The organism is Sphingopyxis sp. H053, assembly GCF_001468225.1.
Lineage (GTDB): Bacteria > Pseudomonadota > Alphaproteobacteria > Sphingomonadales > Sphingomonadaceae > Sphingopyxis.
This window is the reverse complement of the sequence record NZ_LNRU01000006.1, coordinates 151,893-167,908: the sequence shown is the minus strand read 5'-3', so window position 1 is coordinate 167,908 and position 16,016 is coordinate 151,893. Positions and strand designations below refer to the sequence as shown.

Here is a 16,016-nt window from a genome sequence, read left to right as displayed (position 1 = left end):
CCCGATCAGAAGTCGACCGCGACCCCCTTCAATTCCCAGTCGCCATAGCGCACAGGGTTGCGCCCGCCGGGTTGGTCCTCGGCCCTATCCTCGTGGATGGGCTCGGGCGACGGAACCGCGCTGTTCGTCCAGCCTGCGGGAGCTTTCACATGCGCAGGGCGCTTTACAGCGCGCGGCGTTCCGCCGATGGTTCCATTTTGGCTGCTGTCGGTCATGATACCCGCCTTATAGGATTTTTCATGCGTCACGCCAACCACGCCGTTGCCCATCATGGCTGATCGCCGCCCGCCCCGGCGCCCGCGATCGTCCGGCGGCGCCGATCCCGCGGGTACGGCGACGCGACGCGCCGCGCTGCGGTTGATCGACGCGATCCTGCGGCGCGGCGACCCGCTGGACATCGCAATGCATGCCGCCACCCAAGGCCTGACGGCCACCGACCGCGCCTTCGCGGTGGCGATCGTGTCCGAAACGCTGCGCTGGATGGTCGACCTCGACGCGCTGATCGACGGCGCGACGGCGCAAATTCTCCCTGACGACGTCAAATCGCGCGCTGTGTTGCGGATTGCGCTGGCGCAGTTGCTCGTTCTCAAAAGCCCCGGCCATGCGGTCGTGTCGACCGCCTTGCCGCTCGTCGATGGCGGGCCGCGACGGCTGGTTCACGCAATCCTGTCGCGCGCGCAGCAGGAAGAATGGCAGCTGCCCGACCGCGCCACGCTTCCCCTGCCCACCGCCGAACGGTGGGCCGAGCAATGGGGCCTGCCGATGGTCGAAGCGGCAGAAGCGGCGTGGAGTGCGCCGCCGCCGATCGACCTCAGCTTCGCCGCCGAACCGGGTACGGAAGAATGGCCCGACGCCGTTTCGCTCGCACCGCGCCATCGCCGCCTGCCCCGCGGGCAGGCGGTCGAGACGATGCCAGGCTATCGCGAAGGCGGCTGGTGGGTGCAGGATCTGGCGGCCAGCCTGCCCGCGCGCCTGCTCGGCGCCGGCGAAGGCCGGACCGTACTCGACCTCTGCGCCGCGCCCGGGGGCAAGACAATGCAGCTCGCGGCGGCGGGATGGAACGTCGTCGCGGTCGATTCCAGCGCCAAACGCCTCGAACGGCTGCGCGCCAATATGGAACGGACCGGCCTGTCGGCCGACATCGTCCAGGGCGACATCCGCTCGTGGGCACCCGAAGATCAAGCCGACGCGGTGCTCCTCGACGCCCCCTGCTCGGCTACCGGTATCTTCCGCCGGCACCCCGATGTGCTCCACCGCATCGAACCGCGGCAGATCGCCGAAATGGCAGAGCTTCAGACCGAACTGCTGTCGCGCGCGGCGCGCTGGGTCAAACCGGGCGGGACGCTGATCTATGCGACCTGCTCGCTCGAGCAGGCCGAGGGCGAGGATCAGGTCTCGACCTTCCTCGACCGCCATGCCGGATGGAGCATCGATCCCGCGCGCGCCGACGAACTGCCCGAAGCGGTTGTCGCCGACGACAAGGGCCTGATCCGTACGCTCCCCGCCATGCTCGCCGACGCGGGCGGTCTCGATGGCTTTTTCGTCGCGCGGCTGCGCGCACCATCAGGCTGAGCTGCGCGACAATCGATAGAGGGCGAGCTCGCCATAGTCCTTGGCGAGCTGCACCTTGCCGACATAATCGCAATCGAAATCGCGGGCGTTGCGGAGTGCGAGCATCGCCGCTAGCGGCTGCGTGCAATAAACCTGCCCCACCAGTGTGACCGGCTCGATCCGCGCAGTGCGGGTCACCTCGGTGCCGTACCATAGCTCGTTCCCGACGACGGGATCGATGCCGCGATAGATCGGCCCGAAATGAATGCCCGTCCGCATTCCGGCCTTTTGGCCGTCGAGCCCGAGCCCCGGTGGCAGAATATCGAGCCGCTCCTGCATAGCGAGCGCGATCCGCGCCGCCGTCGCCGGGTCGTCGATGATCGCATAGACTGCGTCACCCCAGCTATTGCGGAACAACACCGCATCACCGAAATCGTCGAGAATGCGGCCGATCCCGCCCATCACCTCGCTGGCAAAGATCGGCAGTTCAGCTTCGCCCAGCTTCGAAAAGCCCGCGAAATCCGCGAACAAGATGGCGTAAAGCCCGCGGCGCGTCCCGTCCGGCGGCGTTGGCGCTGCGGGAAAGTCGAGGTTGCGGTCGAGAGCGCCAACAGAAATCGTCAGGGTCTCGCCGCCATGCTCCTGCCACAACGCAATATCGGCATTCGTCCCGGCGATCGCAGCTGAGGAACGCGCCGCGACTTCGGGATCGACCACCGCGAGCTGGATCGCGGTCGTTTCCAGTTCGCGCGCGCGCAGCTTCGCGAGGCCCATCATCGTGTGCGAGCCGAGGACGAACTGGCAATCGTCGCTGACATAGCGCGAACCGCTGGCGAAATGGACCATCGCGGCCCGGTCGCGGCACGCGACATAACGCGCCAGCCAGGCCTCACCGCCCGACAGCACCGACTGGGCAATGAAGTCTTCCTCGGCGAAGGGCAGCACGACAGTCAGGTCGATCCCGCGCGCGATCGCTTCTTCAGCGAACAGGATGTCGGCGCCGCAAGCCAGCGGGCCGATCAGCGCCGAAAGCGGCTGCGTATCGAGCGCGGTGGCGATGGCGGTGCGGGCATTGACCTCGCCGGCGCCGCCCGCACGGAACATCCGCCCGCAATAGACCCCGACCGGGGGCGGACGAAGCAGGTCGACGATCGCACCGGCATGACCTGCGTCAATCGCACCGCTTTCGGCAAGGCGCGACAGCTGGCGGCACGTTGAGGCGCGGTCTCCTGCGCGGATCCCCGCCTGATTATTGGCCGCTTGTGCGGGACGCAGCGCTTCCTCGCCGCGGTTCAGCAGCAGCAGTGCCTCGACCAGCGTCACCAGATCCCAATAATTATCGGCGGCGCCATTTGCGGCGATCGGCCCCGCCAACGCCGCGGCGCGCTCGCGCTCGCCGAGCAGCGCATAGAGGCTCGCGGCGTTGATCGCCGGAAAGGCGGCGCCCGAAAGCGTCCACGCATGATGATAGGCGGCCACGGCCTGCCCCAGCAGCACCGTGCGGCGGTCGCCGCTTTTGTCGAAGGCGGCATCCTTCCATATCCGCCCCGCCAGCGCGAGGCTGTCGACATCGCCCGACGCGGCGAGGCCCAGCTGCTCATAGAGGTGCATTGCGCCCAGGCTGTCGCCCGAGGCGGCGAGTGCGCGCACCATCAGGTAGCGCAGGCGCGGGCTTTCAACGCCGTCGCGCCGGGCCGCAGCAGCGCAATCGAACGCACTCAGCGCATCGCCCTCGGCCAGCCGGTGCGCGACCTCGGCTTCGGCGGCCGTGGTTCGGTCCGCCGATCCCGTCATCGTGCCGCTGTTTCGGCCGATTTCAGCAACGCGACATTCGCTTTCTCGGTGGCGGACAGTTCGACCGTGTCGCTGGTTGGGCTATACCAGCTGAATTGGCTGAAATGCTGGCGGAGCGACGGATCGCTGAAGCGGAACCCGTTGCGTGCGAAAATCTCGTTGCGTGCTATCCGGAGTTCGAGCGCGCTGTAATTGCCCAGCTCGTCGGCCGAAAGCAGCCGGTCCGAGGAATCGGGAATGACGACACCGCTGCCACCGACGCCGGTCGGCGCGGCACCGGCGGGGATCGCCGGCGTGCGGCCTTCGACGAGCCGGATATATTTGCGGAACATGAAGCCCGTCGTGCCGTCGGCCTTGCGCACGCGCCACCACTGGCCCGACTGCTTGTAAGTCAGGAATTTCTCGCCCTCGAGCACTTTGCCAAGGATCCTGCTTTGGGCGCTGTGCTCCGAACGGATGTTGGTGAAGCCCTCTGGGTCGTCGATCACGGCCGCCAATGTGAAGGCTTCGACTGGCTCGCTCGGCGCAGCCCTGGCTTCATCGGCCGGAGCAGGCGCGGCATTGGTCGCTGCCGAAGTCGCAACCACGGTCGCTTCGGGCGCCGCCGCCGGCTGCAATAACTTCCACGCCAGCAGTGCGACGGCGATCACGGCCAACCCGAGCAGGGCCCAAGGGAGGAATGATGACTTTGAGGGCGGCGATGCTGCCTGCCAATCACCCGAAGCGAGTGGTGGAGGCGCGACCGGCGCCGATGCGTTTTTTTCCACCGGTGCGGGCGCCGCTTCGCGCCCGCACAGCTCCTCGAGACTCATCAGAACCTTGCGCCAGCCGCTGTGCGCCGGATCGCCGTTCCAGTCGCGCAAATCGGCGAACTGGATCTGGTTGAACGGCAGCGGCGGCATCACATCGTCGATGGCGGTCTGGACGAGCTTCTTCTGGTTTCGCGCGACGTCGGCCTCGGCGCGCACCCATTCGGATTGCGCCGATGTGTACGACCAGACGACGATCGCCGCCTTCGCACTGCCGATCTTCTCGGCGATCACATCGCCGTACGAGCGATGCGGCGGCAGCTCGGCATCCCACCAGACATCATAGCCCGCCGCGGTTACGGCCGCGGCGATGTCGGCGACGCGCGCCTTGTTGTCGCGCGAATAGGAAATGAACACGTCAACCATCGGCTAGCCCCCTGTTTTGAAGAGGCTAGCCGTCGGTCGTTCGATTCGCCAGCCTCAGAAGACCGCCTTCGGCGCCTCTTCCTTCATCATCGCCGCGCGAACCATCGGGATCGGCGGGCCGCCGTACGACAGGAACTCGTCGTGGAACGCTTTCCACCTCGTCTTGTCGCCCTTGGTCCAGTCTTCGCGCAGCTTGCGGATCATCAGCTTGCCCATCGTGTAGTTGAGATAGGCGGGATCGTACGTACCGCGCGCCGCCTGCTGCCGTGCATTGCCCTCATCCTGATAGCATTGCTCCTTGAACAGCTTTTCGGAGTCCGCGACGGTCATGCCCTTGGTGTGCAGCCCGATTGCCGACAGGTAACGGCAATCGCGCAGCAGCGCGTTCGAAAGCTGGCCGATGTGCGTTTCGGGATCGCCCTCGCCGAGCCCCGCGTCCCACATCATTTCCTCGGTATAATGCGCCCAGCCTTCGGCGAAGGCATAGCCGACGAACAGCTTGCCGAAGATGCTTTCGGCGCGGTTCGAGTGAAGGAAATTGAGGAAGTGGCCCGGCCAGACTTCGTGGACCGAAGTGAACATCAGATCCTTGCGGCCCGGTACGAAATCGGCCTGCGTCTGCTTGTCCCACGCCGGATCGGGCGGCGAGATATAATAGACCGACGGCAGACCTTTCTCATACGGCCCGGGGATATCGATATAGGCGCTGTTCTGCCGGTTGTACGGCGGCGATTCCTCGACCTGCGCCTGCTCGGTGCCCGGGATCGTGACGATATCCTTTTCGATCAGGAAGGCGCGCAGCGTCGGCAGCTGGCGCCGCGCCTCCGCGACCGGGCCGTCGGCGGGCTTGTCCGAGTTCATCTTCTTCATGCAGTCGGCGATCGTCATCCCCGCAGCATAGGTGGAACAAGCCGCCTTGAGCGCGTCCTGATTGCGCTTGAGGTCGGCCTGCCCGATGCGCTCGAGTTCGTCGAGCGGCGTGTCGACGCCTTCGTTGGTCAGGATCATCTTCGAGAATTTCGCGGCGCCGAGCGCGTAGCCGTCGGGCGTGCCCGGCTGCGATCCGACATATTTGGCAAGGTCGGTCATCGCTGCACCCGCCTTCGTAGCGGCCTCGTCGAACTGCTTCTGCAGCGCCGCATCCTTGACCGAGGCAAAGGCGGCTTTGGCGTCGCCCTTATAATAGTCGGCAAAACCGCCGAAGCCCGCGGTGCCATATTTGACGAAGGTCGCGGGCAGCGGAAGCTTGAGGTTGGCCTTGATCTGCGCAGCAGCCGCGGGGACCTTTTCAGCGTAAGCGATAAAGGCCTTCATCCGCGTCGTCGCGTCGGCATAGGGGCGCGCGATATAGACGTTGGGGTCGAGCGCGCCAGTGTAGAAGGACGGGTTCTTCTGCGCGAAATCGGTATCGCGAAGGAAGAAGAGCTGGCCCTGCGCAACATGGACTAGGTAATCGCGCTCGAACTTCTCGGCATCGGTCATCTCGCCGTCGAAAGCCTTGGCATCGGCAATCGCCTTTTCGAGATAGGCCGCCTGCTTTTCGAGTCCCTCGGGCGACCAGTCGGGCAATTGGCCGTCGAACTCATGCTTGCCCTGATAGACCGCGAAATTCGGATTGAGCGGAAAATAGCCTTTCAGGAAATTATCGCGGAATTCGGTCCAGTTCTTCGCGCTCGGGGCGGTTGCCGACTTGTTGTCGGATGCGTTGCACGCGGTGAGAACCAGCAAAGTCGCGGCCATTGCAGCGCCGCCGAAGCGGGCAAGTTTGTTTTTCATTCGAGTGTCTCCCTGACTCCTGTGGGGGTGCTTCTGCCAGCGGCCCCGATCAATGACATCCGATAATCGACGAACGGCAAAGCTATGCCATCTGGACAGTCCCGAAAAGCGGGCTACGGCGGTCTGCAATGGCGACGATCCCTCCCCCCGAAGGCGAAGACCCGGTCATGCCGGAAGCAACGCCCAAAGCCCCCTCCCCGCTCAGTTTTCCCGACTTTCGCTATTTCTGGCTCGCGCGCTTCACCGCGGTCATGGCGACGATCGCGATGGTCGTCGTGATCGGTTACCAGCTCTATGACACCGCGCGCACCGACTATGGCATGTCGATCAAGGAAGCGTCGTTCCAGCTCGGGCTGCTCGGCCTCTTCCAGTTCGTTCCGCTCGCCATCCTGACGCCCGTCGCGGGATGGGCGGCCGACCGGTTCGAGCGGCGCAGCGTCGCGATCTTTTCGAACCTCATCGATCTCCTCATTGCCGCCACGCTCGGCTGGTTCACCTGGCACGACCAGTTGACGCTGCCGTTGCTCTTCACCCTCGCCGCGCTCCACGGCGTCGCGCGCGTCTTCTCGGGGCCAGCAATGAGCGCGATCGCGCCCAATATCGTCCCGCCCGCGGTGCTGCCCCGCGCGATCGCGATGAGCAGCATCGCGTGGCAGTCGGCGTCGGTGATCGGCCCTGCGGCAGGCGGCCTCATCTATGCGGCTCATCCGGGCGCCGTGTATGTTTTCTCGGCCATCCTCCTTGCCATATCGGCCTTCACGCTCAGCCGGGTGCGGCGGGTCCAGCCGCCGCACCCGGCTGAGCGTGAAGGCCGATATGGCAAGGAGGATGGCGGGTCCAGCCGCCGCCCGCCGAAGTCCGCCGCCATCCGCTGCGCGAGATGGTCGACGGTTTGCGCTTCGTGTGGATCGAGCGTTTCCTGCTCGGGACGATCACGCTCGACCTGTTCGCCGTGCTGCTCGCAGGCGCGACCGCGATGTTCCCGGTGTTCGCGCGCGATATATTGCACGCCGGACCCGAAGGCGCCGGATTGATGCGCGCCGCCGTCGCCTTTGGATCGGTTGGCGTAGCGGTCGGCCTCGCCATCCGTCCGATCGAGCGCAACGTCGGGGTGAAGATGCTGTGGGCGGTCGCCGCCTTCGGCGCCGGGACAGTGGTGTTCGGGCTCTCGACCAACCTGTTCCTGTCGCTCGGCGTCCTTGTCCTGATGGGCGCCGCCGACATGTTCTCGGTCTTTGTGCGCGGCACGCTGATCCAGCTCAACACGCCTGACCATATGCGCGGCCGCGTCAGCGCCGCGTCGGGGCTTGCCATTTCCGCTTCGAACGAGCTCGGCGAAATGCGCGCCGGGGCGATGGCGGCGGCGCTTGGTCCGGTCAGCGCGGTTGTCGTAGGCGGCGCCGCGGCGGTCGGTGTGACCGCGCTCTGGGCCTGGATATTTCCCGAACTGCGGCGTGCACGGACGTTCGAGCCGCAGTTCAGGCAGACCAACGGATAAGATAAAACCATTCGCCGTACCTCGTGCTCCTTTCGTCAAAAGCATATTGTCAATTTAATCAGTTGAGTTAAATAGGGCTCACCCGTCACCGCGGTTCCCCTCTCTCCCCCGATGGAGCGACCGCCATGCACAATTCGAATATCCGCCATAAAATCCTGACCATTCCCGGGCTTTACAACAGCGGCCCGACCCATTGGCAAAGCCTGTGGGAGCGAAGCTTCGCTCGCTGCGAACGAGTCGAACTCGGCGGGTGGGACGAACCCGTGAAAGACGAGTGGGTCGAGAAGATCGCCGCCGCGATCGATGCCGAACATGAACCCGTCCTCGTTGCGGCACACAGCCTTGGCTGCCATGCCTTTGCCCATTGGTTCGCCGCCGCCAGCAGCGTCGCACGCGACCGGATCGCCGGCGCGCTGCTCGTCGCGCCGCCCGACCTGACGCAGCTCAGGCGCGACACGCGGGTCGAAAGCTTTACCGACTCGCCGCCGCTTTCGTCGCAGACGCCGATGATCGTCGTAGCCAGCGATGATGATCCTTATGCCAAAACCTCCTATGTCTGGCGCCTGTCGCGGCACTGGGACGCGCGGTTCGTCAACGCCGGGCCGTTCGGCCATATCAACGCGGACTCGGGCATCGCGGACTGGCCTTATGGACAGTATCTGCTCGCCTCGTTACAACCCGCGACCACGCCGGCGCTGGCGGACGAGGCGCTCTGGCTGCGTGCCGGAGACTGGCCAAATCGTGTCCGCCGCGACCCGCGGTTCGAATTCAAGGAAAGAGCGCACCGATCATGAAAGCCAATTCGATCCTCGATACCATCGGCAACACGCCGCACATCCGTGTCGCCAAGCTGTTCCCCGACGCCGAAGTCTGGGTGAAGTCGGAACGCAGCAATCCCGGTGGATCGATCAAGGATCGAATCGGCCTTGCGATGATCGAGGCCGCCGAAAAGGACGGCAGCCTGAAAGCCGGCGGCACCATCGTCGAGCCGACGTCGGGTAACACCGGCATCGGCCTCGCGATGGCCGCCGCGGTCAAAGGCTATAAGCTCGTGCTCGTCATGCCCGAAAGCATGTCGGTCGAACGCCGCCGGTTGATGCTCGCCTATGGCGCGACCTTCGACCTGACGCCGCGCGAAAAGGGCATGAAGGGCGCGATCGAGCGCGCGATCGAACTGGTCGAGACGACCCCCGGCGCGTGGATGCCGCAGCAGTTCGAGAATGAAGCCAATATCGACGTTCACGTCCGCACGACGGGTCCCGAAATCCTCGCCGATTTCAAGGACAGCCCGATCGATGTGCTGATCACTGGCGTCGGCACCGGTGGGCATATCACGGGCGTTGCACAGTTCCTGAAAGGACATTGGCCGAATTTGAAGGTCTATGCCGTCGAACCCGATCTCTCGCCCGTGATTTCGGGCGGCCAGCCCGGCCCGCACCCGATCCAGGGCATCGGCGCCGGCTTCATCCCGCGCAACCTGCACACCGACCTGCTCGATGGCGTGATCAAGGTCGATGCTGCCGACGCCAAGACTTTCGCACGCCGCGCCGCGACCGAGGAGGGCATGCTTGTCGGCATCTCGTCGGGCGCGACCCTCGCGGCCATCGCACAGAAGCTCGCCGAACTTCCCGCGGGCAGCCGCGTGCTCGGTTTCAACTATGACACCGGCGAGCGTTACCTGTCGGTTCCCGATTTCCTCCCGGAGATCTGAGGACCGCTCGTGCACCCCCACGACGATCAAACGGCGTTGCCCCTGCGGCGCGACTGGACGGGCTGGCTGTTCGTCCTGATCGTCGTCGCGGCGGTGGTGGCGGTGATCTATACGAGCCATTCGACCGGCACGCGAAAGCATGTGGCGCATCGGCAACCGGTGGCGCCGCCCGCCGACATCGTGCCCGAAGTCGAGCCGATGGTACTGGCGCCGGTCACCGAAGACGACGCGCGCGCGCAGAACGCCGAGGTCGCGCTGATTACGAAGGGCTTCGTCGCGGCGCGACCGTTCGTTTATGCGGGCGGCGGCGACGCGAAGGCCCGCGCCCGCGACTGCCTTGCCGCCGCGATGCTTTATGAGGCGGGCGACGACGCCAAGGGACAGCAGGCGGTCGGCCAGGTGGTGATCAACCGCGCCCGCCATCCGGCCTTCCCCAAGTCGATCTGCGGCGTCGTGTTCCAGGGTTCGGAACGCACGACGGGGTGCCAGTTCACCTTTACCTGCGACGGGGCATTGAACCGCCGCTATTCGGACGCGGCCTGGCAGCGCGCGCGGGGCAATGCCGACATGATGCTGTCGGGCGGCACCTATCCGCCCGTCGGCCTCGCCACCCATTATCACACCGACTGGGTCCGCCCCTATTGGAGCGACAGCCTCGAGAAGATCGCGATCGTCGACACCCACCTCTTTTTTCGCTGGCCGGGCTATTGGGGCACCCCGGGCGCGTTCCGTGGCGCGGTGTCGGGAAGCGACGGCCCGGTGGCGAAGCTCGCGGCGATATCGCCGCTGCACGCGATGGCACTTGGCTTGCCGGTCGAAATGGCGGGCGTCGATGCCAATGCCGCGGTCGGCGAAGCGCGCGTCGTCGCCGGCGCGGGCGAGAGCGCGGGCCGCGACACCATCTACACCCAGCTCGACCGCAAGGCGGCGCCCGAGAGCTTCGTTACCACCGCGCTCCGGCTGTGCGGCGACAAGCCCTATTGCAAGTTCATGGGCTGGACCAATCCGGTGTTGAAGCCCGACAGCGACGCGATGAGCGACACGCAGCGCGCGGCGATGACCTTCTCCTACCTCCGCGACGACAAGGCGGGGTTCGAAAAGGCGCTGTGGAATTGCAGCGAATATAAGCGCGACGATGTGCGTCAGTGCATGAAACGCTGATTCACGAAATGGCGGAACTCCGCCTAACTTCACTCTGAAATCGCACTTCGTTCGGCGATAAAGCCACAAAAGCCCCGCATGCACGCATGCGAATTGTGGCTTTTGTGGCTTTAAGGCGGCAAATGATACCAATGCGCGCGTCGAAAATATCGCCTTTGTCGCTTTAAGCAGCAGACCGAGTTTCTACGAAATCAAAGAGCCAGAGCCGACGCTGACATATGGAAATAATGTAGGAAAGCTGTGTTTTGTGGGTCGTGACCGATCGGGGATGGGAAGCGGTCCGCGCACCCTTTCCCTTCGTACGGGGTGTCCGCTTCCGGTCGTGACCGGACGCAACCCCATCCTATCCGTGCGGCTTGATCAGATATTTCTCGCCCGTGCGCTTCGCATTATACGCCTGCGCCGTATCGACATTCAGCGCCTCGGTCAGCGAGATTTCGTGACTGTAGTGGCTCTTGAACGTCGTCGTCAGTTCATCGACGACGCGTTTCCGCATCCGCCCGACGGTCTCCATGCCCGCCTTCGCCATGAACGGGGTCAGCAGGAAGCCGCCGAGCGCCCAGGTCAGACCGAAGCTCCGCGCCGAGAAGGTCGTCGGGGACAGGTCGAGCGCGCCATAGATATAGACCTGCTTGAACGTGTCCGAGCCATAGCGGCTGTAGGTCGTCATGCGCTTGACCGCGGCGGCTTCCATCGCGGTCAGGATCTGGCCCGCGAGCTTGCCGCCGCCGGTCGCATCGAAGCCGATCGTCGCGCCGGTCTCGACGATCGCGTCGACCAGTCGCTCCATGAAATCGTCGGCGCTGCTGTTGACGATATATTTCGCGCCGATGCCTTTCAGTATCTCGACCTGCGCGTCGCTGCGCACGATGTTGACGAGCGGGATGCCGTCCTTGGCGCAAATCTTGACGAGCATCTGACCGAGGTTCGAGGCCGCGGCGGTGTGGACGATCGCGCTGTGATTCTCCATCCGCATCGTCTCGGTGAACGCGAGCGAGGTCAGCGGATTGACGAAGCAGGAAGCCCCGTCGGCGGGATCGGTGCCGTCGGGGAGCGGCATCACCATCTGCACCGGCAGGCAGCGATATTCGGCATACATTTCGCCGCCGAGCAGCGCGACAGTCTTGCCCAGCAGCGCCTGCGCCTCGGGCGTGTCGCCCGCTGCGACGACGGTGCCGCAGCCTTCGTTGCCGATCGCGAGCGCATCGCCGATGCGGCCGCCCATTGCGCGCATGCCCGCGGGCGGGACGTCAGCGGTGATCCGCGGCTGGCCGTCCCTGGTCGACGCACGCGCGGTCGACATGTCGGCGCCGCCGAACAGCAGGCCGAGGTCCGACGGATTGATCGGCGCGGCAAGCACCTTCACCAGCACCTCATGCGGCTTCGGCGTCGGCATCGGGCGGGGTTCGAGCGACACCTCGAGCTGCCCTTCGGGCTTCACGAGCGTCAGCATGGTAAGGTTGGTTTCAGGCAGGTCGGTCATCGCGCATCTCCCGTATTCGGTTTCTTGATGCAACGGATTAGGCGAGGCGGCCGCGCGTGACAATGGGCCCGCCGTCACTTTTCTCTCCGTTCGCATCGAGCGAAGTCGAGAGGCCTATTAGGCACGCGCTCCCGACGGGTGTCTCGACTTCGCTCGACACGAACGGGATTTGAGTCGCTTTTAGCCCGGCGAATATTGCGCGGCGAGGCGAAGCACCTCGGCGGCAAGCTCTTTCCGGCAGATCAGCAGGTCGGGCAGATAGGTGTCAGCGTTGTTGTAGCGAAGCGGCGATCCGTCGACCCGGCTGACGTGCAGCCCCGCCGCCTGCGCAACCGCGACGGGCGCACAATTGTCCCATTCATATTGGCCGCCGGTGTGGAGATAGATGTCGGCCTCGCCGCGCACGACCGCCATCGCCTTGGCGCCCGCCGAGCCCATGGCGAGCAGTTCGGCGCCGATCCGTTCGGCGACGAAGACGGCTTCGGCAGCGGGGCGCGTGCGGCTGACGAGCATCTTGAGCGGGGTATTCGCGGGCTGGAGCGGCGCGGGGGCGGCCGATGTCAGCGTCAGCCCGAGCCCCGGCAGCGCGACCGCGCCGACGCTTGCCACGCCATCGACCGCAAGCGCGACATGCACCGCCCAATCGTCCCGCCCCTCGCCATATTCGCGCGTGCCGTCGAGCGGGTCGACGATCCAGACGCGGCTCTGGCCACAGCGCGCCACATTGTCCTTTTCTTCCTCGGACAGCAGCGCGTCGTCGGGACGCACGGCGCGGATTTCGCGGCACAGCATCGCGTTGGCGGCTTCGTCGCCCGCTTGACCCAGCGCTTTGCCGTCGAGGTCGCCCTTTCCGCGCAGGTCGAGCAGGATCGCGCCCGCGGCGGCCGCGAGCCTTTCGGCGAGTTCGGCGTCACTTTCAGCCATATTGTTCCAATTATCCCAGCAGGCGGTCGATGATGAGGTCGGCCGCTTCCTCGGGCGTCATCGCGGTCGTGTCGATGCGAATTTCCGGGCTCTCGGGCGCCTCATAGGGGCTGTCGATGCCGGTGAAATTCTTGAGCTGCCCCGCGCGCGCCTTTTTATAGAGGCCTTTGACGTCGCGCTTCTCGGCCTCGGCCAACGGTGTATCGATGAAGACTTCGATGAACTCACCCTCGGGCAACATGCCGCGCACCATTTCGCGCTCGACGCGGAACGGCGAGATGAAGGCGGTGATGACGATCAGGCCCGCATCGCTCATCAGTTTCGCGACCTCGCCGACGCGGCGGATATTCTCGATCCGGTCGGCCTCGGTAAAGCCGAGGTCGCGGTTGAGCCCGTGACGGACATTGTCGCCGTCGAGCAGGAAGCTGTGGCGGTTCATCCGGTGCAGCTTTTTCTCGACGAGGTTCGCGATCGTCGACTTGCCCGATCCCGACAGCCCGGTGAACCAGAGCAACGCGGGCCGCTGGTTCTTCAGGTTCGCGCGCATGTCGCGGTCGATGTCGGTCGCCTGCCAATGGACATTCTGCGCGCGGCGCAGGCTGAAGTGCAGCATGCCCGCGGCGACCGTCGCGTTGGTCAGCTTGTCGATCAGGATGAAGCCGCCCATCACCTTGTTGGGGCTTGTGCGGTTGTCGCCATAGGCCTCGAACACGATCGGCTTGTCGGTCGACAGCTCGACGACGCCGATACCGTTGAGGTCGAGCGTCTTCGCCGCGAGATGGTCGAGCGTGTTGACGTTGATCTCGTACTTCGGCTGCTGGATCGTCGCCGAGACGGATTGTGTCGCGAGCTTGAGCCAATAGGCCCGGCCCGCAATCATCGCCTCGTCGGCCATCCACACGAGCGTTGCCTCGAACTGGTCGGCGGCCTCGGGCGGCGCGTCGGCGGCGGCGATGACGTCGCCGCGCGAGCAGTCGACCTCGTCGGCGAGCGTCAGCGTCACCGACTGGCCTGCGACGGCTTCGCCCAAGTCGCCATCGAGGGTGACGATACGATCGACCGTCGTCGTCTTGCCGCTCGGCAGGATGCGCACGGCGTCGCCGGGCCGGACCTTGCCGCTCGCAAGCTGGCCCGAGAAGCCGCGGAAATCGAGGTTCGGGCGGTTGACCCACTGCACTGGCAAGCGGAAGGGCTTGGCTTCGTCGGCGGCGGCTCCGATCTCGACATTTTCGAGATGTTCGATCAGCGCCGGCCCCTTGAACCACGGGGTGTTGTCCGAGAGCGCGGTGATATTGTCGCCCTTGAACCCCGAAATCGGGATCGCGGTGAAATTGGTGATGCCGATCTCGCTCGCGAAAGCGCGGTACGCCAGCGTGATGCGGTCGAACACACTCTTGTCATAGCCGACAAGGTCCATCTTGTTCACCGCGAGCACGATATGCTTGATGCCGATCAGGTGCGCGAGGAAGCTGTGGCGGCGCGTCTGCGTGAGCACGCCCTTGCGCGCGTCGATTAGGATCACGGCGAGGTCGGCGGTCGAGGCGCCGGTGACCATGTTGCGCGTATATTGTTCGTGTCCCGGGGTGTCGGCGACGATGAACTTGCGCTTCTCGGTCGTGAAAAAGCGATAGGCGACGTCGATCGTGATCCCCTGCTCGCGCTCGGCGGCGAGGCCGTCGACGAGCAGCGCGAAGTCGATCTCCTGCCCCTGTGTGCCGACGCGCTTGCTGTCGGCTTCCAATGCTGCAAGCTGATCCTCGAAGATCATCTTCGAGTCATAGAGCAGGCGCCCGATCAGCGTCGATTTGCCGTCGTCGACCGAGCCGCAGGTGATGAAGCGGAGCAAAGATTTCTGCTGATGCTGTTCGAGATAGGCGTCGATATCCTCGGCGATAAGGGCGTCGGTGACGTAAACAGGATCGGTCATCAGAAATACCCCTCCTGCTTCTTCTTCTCCATCGACGCGTCACCACCATCCTTGTCGATGATGCGCCCCTGGCGCTCGCTGGTGGTGGTGAGCAGCATTTCCTGGATCACCTCGGACAGCGTGCTCGCCTCGCTCTCGACCGCGCCGGTGAGCGGGTAGCAGCCTAGGGTGCGGAAGCGGACCGAGCGTTCGACGGGCGTCTCGCCCGGCAGCAAGGGAAAGCGGTCGTCATCGACCATCAGGAGCAAGCCGTCGCGCTCGACGGTCGGGCGCGGTGCGGCGAAATAGAGCGGCACGATCGGGATATTCTCGCGCGCGATGTACTGCCAGATGTCGAGCTCGGTCCAGTTCGAGATCGGGAAGACGCGGATGCTCTCGCCCTTCGCCTTACGGGCGTTGTAGAGGTTCCAGAGCTCGGGGCGCTGCTTCTTCGGATCCCAGCCATGGGTCGCGGTGCGGAACGAGAAGATGCGCTCCTTGGCGCGGCTTTTTTCCTCGTCGCGGCGCGCGCCGCCGAAGGCGACGTCGAAGCCGTGGAGGTCGAGCGCCTGCTTCAGCCCCTCGGTCTTCCACATGTCGGTGTGCAGCGGACCATGGTCGAACGGATTGATCCCACGCTCCTTGGCCTCGGGGTTCTGATAGACGAGCAATTCCATCCCGCTTTCGCGCGCCATGCGGTCGCGGAGTTCATACATCGCCTGGAATTTCCACGTCGTATCGACGTGGAGCAGCGGGAACGGCGGCGGCGAGGGATAGAAGGCCTTGCGCGCGAGATGCAGCATGACGGCGCTGTCCTTGCCCACGCTGTACAGCATCACGGGCTTGGCCGCGTCGGCCATCACTTCGCGCATGATATGGATGCTCTCGGCCTCGAGCCGGTCGAGATGGGTCAGCTCCAGTGATTTTGTCTGTAACTCAGACGACAACAAACTCGCCTCCTCGCGCTTCCGCCGTGGAGAGCGGAATAGGGCATTTTTCATCTAGTCATACGTCCAAATGGACGGGGTGAAGGACGC

General features: G+C 65.0%; 12 protein-coding genes and 1 pseudogene. 5 read left to right on the top strand and 8 right to left on the bottom strand.

The genetic code is table 11. The annotated features are described in order from the left end of the window. Positions 1-5: 5 nt before the first annotated feature. Positions 6-215: a DUF1674 domain-containing protein gene (locus ATE70_RS13235; RefSeq protein WP_058538600.1), complete on the bottom strand. Its 210-nt coding sequence runs from the start codon at positions 213-215 to the stop codon at positions 6-8. A gap of 55 nt (positions 216-270) precedes the next feature. Here ATE70_RS13235 and ATE70_RS13230 point away from each other — a divergent pair, with 55 nt between their 5' ends. Beyond that, entirely contained in the window at positions 271-1,572 is a 1,302-nt protein-coding gene (locus ATE70_RS13230; protein WP_058538375.1) for an RsmB/NOP family class I SAM-dependent RNA methyltransferase, read from the top strand. On the opposite strand, the gene ATE70_RS13225 is transcribed toward ATE70_RS13230, so the two are convergent. The 3 genes from ATE70_RS13225 to ATE70_RS13215 are packed head-to-tail and all read right to left on the bottom strand — an operon-like array spanning position 1,564 to position 6,296. Further along, a complete protein-coding gene (locus ATE70_RS13225) occupies positions 1,564-3,345 on the bottom strand; it encodes an adenylate/guanylate cyclase domain-containing protein (protein WP_058538374.1) in 1,782 nt (593 codons plus the stop codon). The genes ATE70_RS13230 and ATE70_RS13225 overlap by 9 nt on opposite strands. Then, a complete protein-coding gene (locus ATE70_RS13220) occupies positions 3,342-4,520 on the bottom strand; it encodes a YARHG domain-containing protein (protein ID WP_058538373.1) in 1,179 nt (392 codons plus the stop codon). The genes ATE70_RS13225 and ATE70_RS13220 overlap by 4 nt, the downstream gene beginning before the upstream one ends. Before the next feature lie 54 nt (positions 4,521-4,574). Further along, the gene (locus tag ATE70_RS13215; RefSeq protein WP_082639857.1) at positions 4,575-6,296 is read right to left on the bottom strand and encodes a DUF885 domain-containing protein; all 1,722 of its coding nucleotides are present in this window, start codon (positions 6,294-6,296) and stop codon (positions 4,575-4,577) included. Positions 6,297-6,424: 128 nt separating this feature from the next. On the opposite strand from ATE70_RS13215, the pseudogene ATE70_RS25840 reads away from it, so the two are divergent. The 4 genes and pseudogenes from ATE70_RS25840 to ATE70_RS13195 all read left to right on the top strand — a co-directional run bounded on the left by ATE70_RS25840 (position 6,425) and on the right by ATE70_RS13195 (position 10,666). Next, positions 6,425-7,794, top strand: a pseudogene (locus tag ATE70_RS25840) (MFS transporter). A 125-nt stretch (positions 7,795-7,919) separates the two neighbouring features. After that, positions 7,920-8,588, top strand: coding sequence for an RBBP9/YdeN family alpha/beta hydrolase (locus ATE70_RS13205; protein WP_058538372.1), 669 nt, complete (start codon positions 7,920-7,922; stop codon positions 8,586-8,588). Next, positions 8,585-9,505 carry a cysteine synthase A gene (cysK, locus tag ATE70_RS13200; RefSeq protein ID WP_058538371.1) on the top strand — a complete coding sequence of 307 codons (921 nt, stop codon included), beginning with the start codon at positions 8,585-8,587 and terminating at the stop codon, positions 9,503-9,505. Before ATE70_RS13205 ends, cysK begins: the two co-directional genes overlap by 4 nt. A 9-nt stretch (positions 9,506-9,514) precedes the next feature. After that, positions 9,515-10,666, top strand: a complete 1,152-nt coding sequence (locus ATE70_RS13195; protein WP_058538370.1) for a cell wall hydrolase — start codon at positions 9,515-9,517, stop codon at positions 10,664-10,666. A gap of 343 nt (positions 10,667-11,009) precedes the next feature. On the opposite strand, the gene ATE70_RS13190 is transcribed toward ATE70_RS13195, so the two are convergent. The 4 genes from ATE70_RS13190 to cysD all read right to left on the bottom strand — a co-directional run bounded on the left by ATE70_RS13190 (position 11,010) and on the right by cysD (position 15,926). Continuing rightward, complete coding sequence (locus ATE70_RS13190; RefSeq protein ID WP_058538369.1) at positions 11,010-12,149, bottom strand: zinc-binding dehydrogenase; 1,140 nt, start codon at positions 12,147-12,149, stop codon at positions 11,010-11,012. A 180-nt stretch (positions 12,150-12,329) separates the two neighbouring features. Further along, positions 12,330-13,073 carry a 3'(2'),5'-bisphosphate nucleotidase CysQ gene (locus ATE70_RS13185; protein WP_058538368.1) on the bottom strand — a complete coding sequence of 248 codons (744 nt, stop codon included), beginning with the start codon at positions 13,071-13,073 and terminating at the stop codon, positions 12,330-12,332. A 10-nt stretch (positions 13,074-13,083) separates the two neighbouring features. Then, positions 13,084-15,000, bottom strand: a complete 1,917-nt coding sequence (gene cysN, locus ATE70_RS13180; RefSeq protein ID WP_058538367.1) for a sulfate adenylyltransferase subunit CysN — start codon at positions 14,998-15,000, stop codon at positions 13,084-13,086. Beyond that, a complete protein-coding gene (gene cysD, locus ATE70_RS13175; RefSeq protein WP_082639860.1) occupies positions 15,000-15,926 on the bottom strand; it encodes a sulfate adenylyltransferase subunit CysD in 927 nt (308 codons plus the stop codon). The genes cysN and cysD overlap by 1 nt, the downstream gene beginning before the upstream one ends. Positions 15,927-16,016: the final 90 nt, after the last annotated feature.

Excerpts from the sequence above, each read along its gene's own strand:
- ATE70_RS13185 (WP_058538368.1), bottom strand. The coding sequence starts at position 13,073 with ATGGCTGAAAGTGACGCCGAACTCGCCGAAAGGCTCGCGGCCGCCGCG.
- ATE70_RS13235 (WP_058538600.1), bottom strand. The coding sequence starts at position 215 with ATGACCGACAGCAGCCAAAATGGAACCATCGGCGGAACGCCGCGCGCT.
- ATE70_RS13205 (WP_058538372.1), top strand. The coding sequence starts at position 7,920 with ATGCACAATTCGAATATCCGCCATAAAATCCTGACCATTCCCGGGCTT.
- ATE70_RS13230 (WP_058538375.1), top strand. The coding sequence starts at position 271 with ATGGCTGATCGCCGCCCGCCCCGGCGCCCGCGATCGTCCGGCGGCGCC.
- cysN (WP_058538367.1), bottom strand. The coding sequence starts at position 15,000 with ATGACCGATCCTGTTTACGTCACCGACGCCCTTATCGCCGAGGATATC.
- ATE70_RS13190 (WP_058538369.1), bottom strand. The coding sequence starts at position 12,149 with ATGACCGACCTGCCTGAAACCAACCTTACCATGCTGACGCTCGTGAAG.
- ATE70_RS13215 (WP_082639857.1), bottom strand. The coding sequence starts at position 6,296 with ATGAAAAACAAACTTGCCCGCTTCGGCGGCGCTGCAATGGCCGCGACT.
- ATE70_RS13220 (WP_058538373.1), bottom strand. The coding sequence starts at position 4,520 with ATGGTTGACGTGTTCATTTCCTATTCGCGCGACAACAAGGCGCGCGTC.
- ATE70_RS13225 (WP_058538374.1), bottom strand. The coding sequence starts at position 3,345 with ATGACGGGATCGGCGGACCGAACCACGGCCGCCGAAGCCGAGGTCGCG.
- cysK (WP_058538371.1), top strand. The coding sequence starts at position 8,585 with ATGAAAGCCAATTCGATCCTCGATACCATCGGCAACACGCCGCACATC.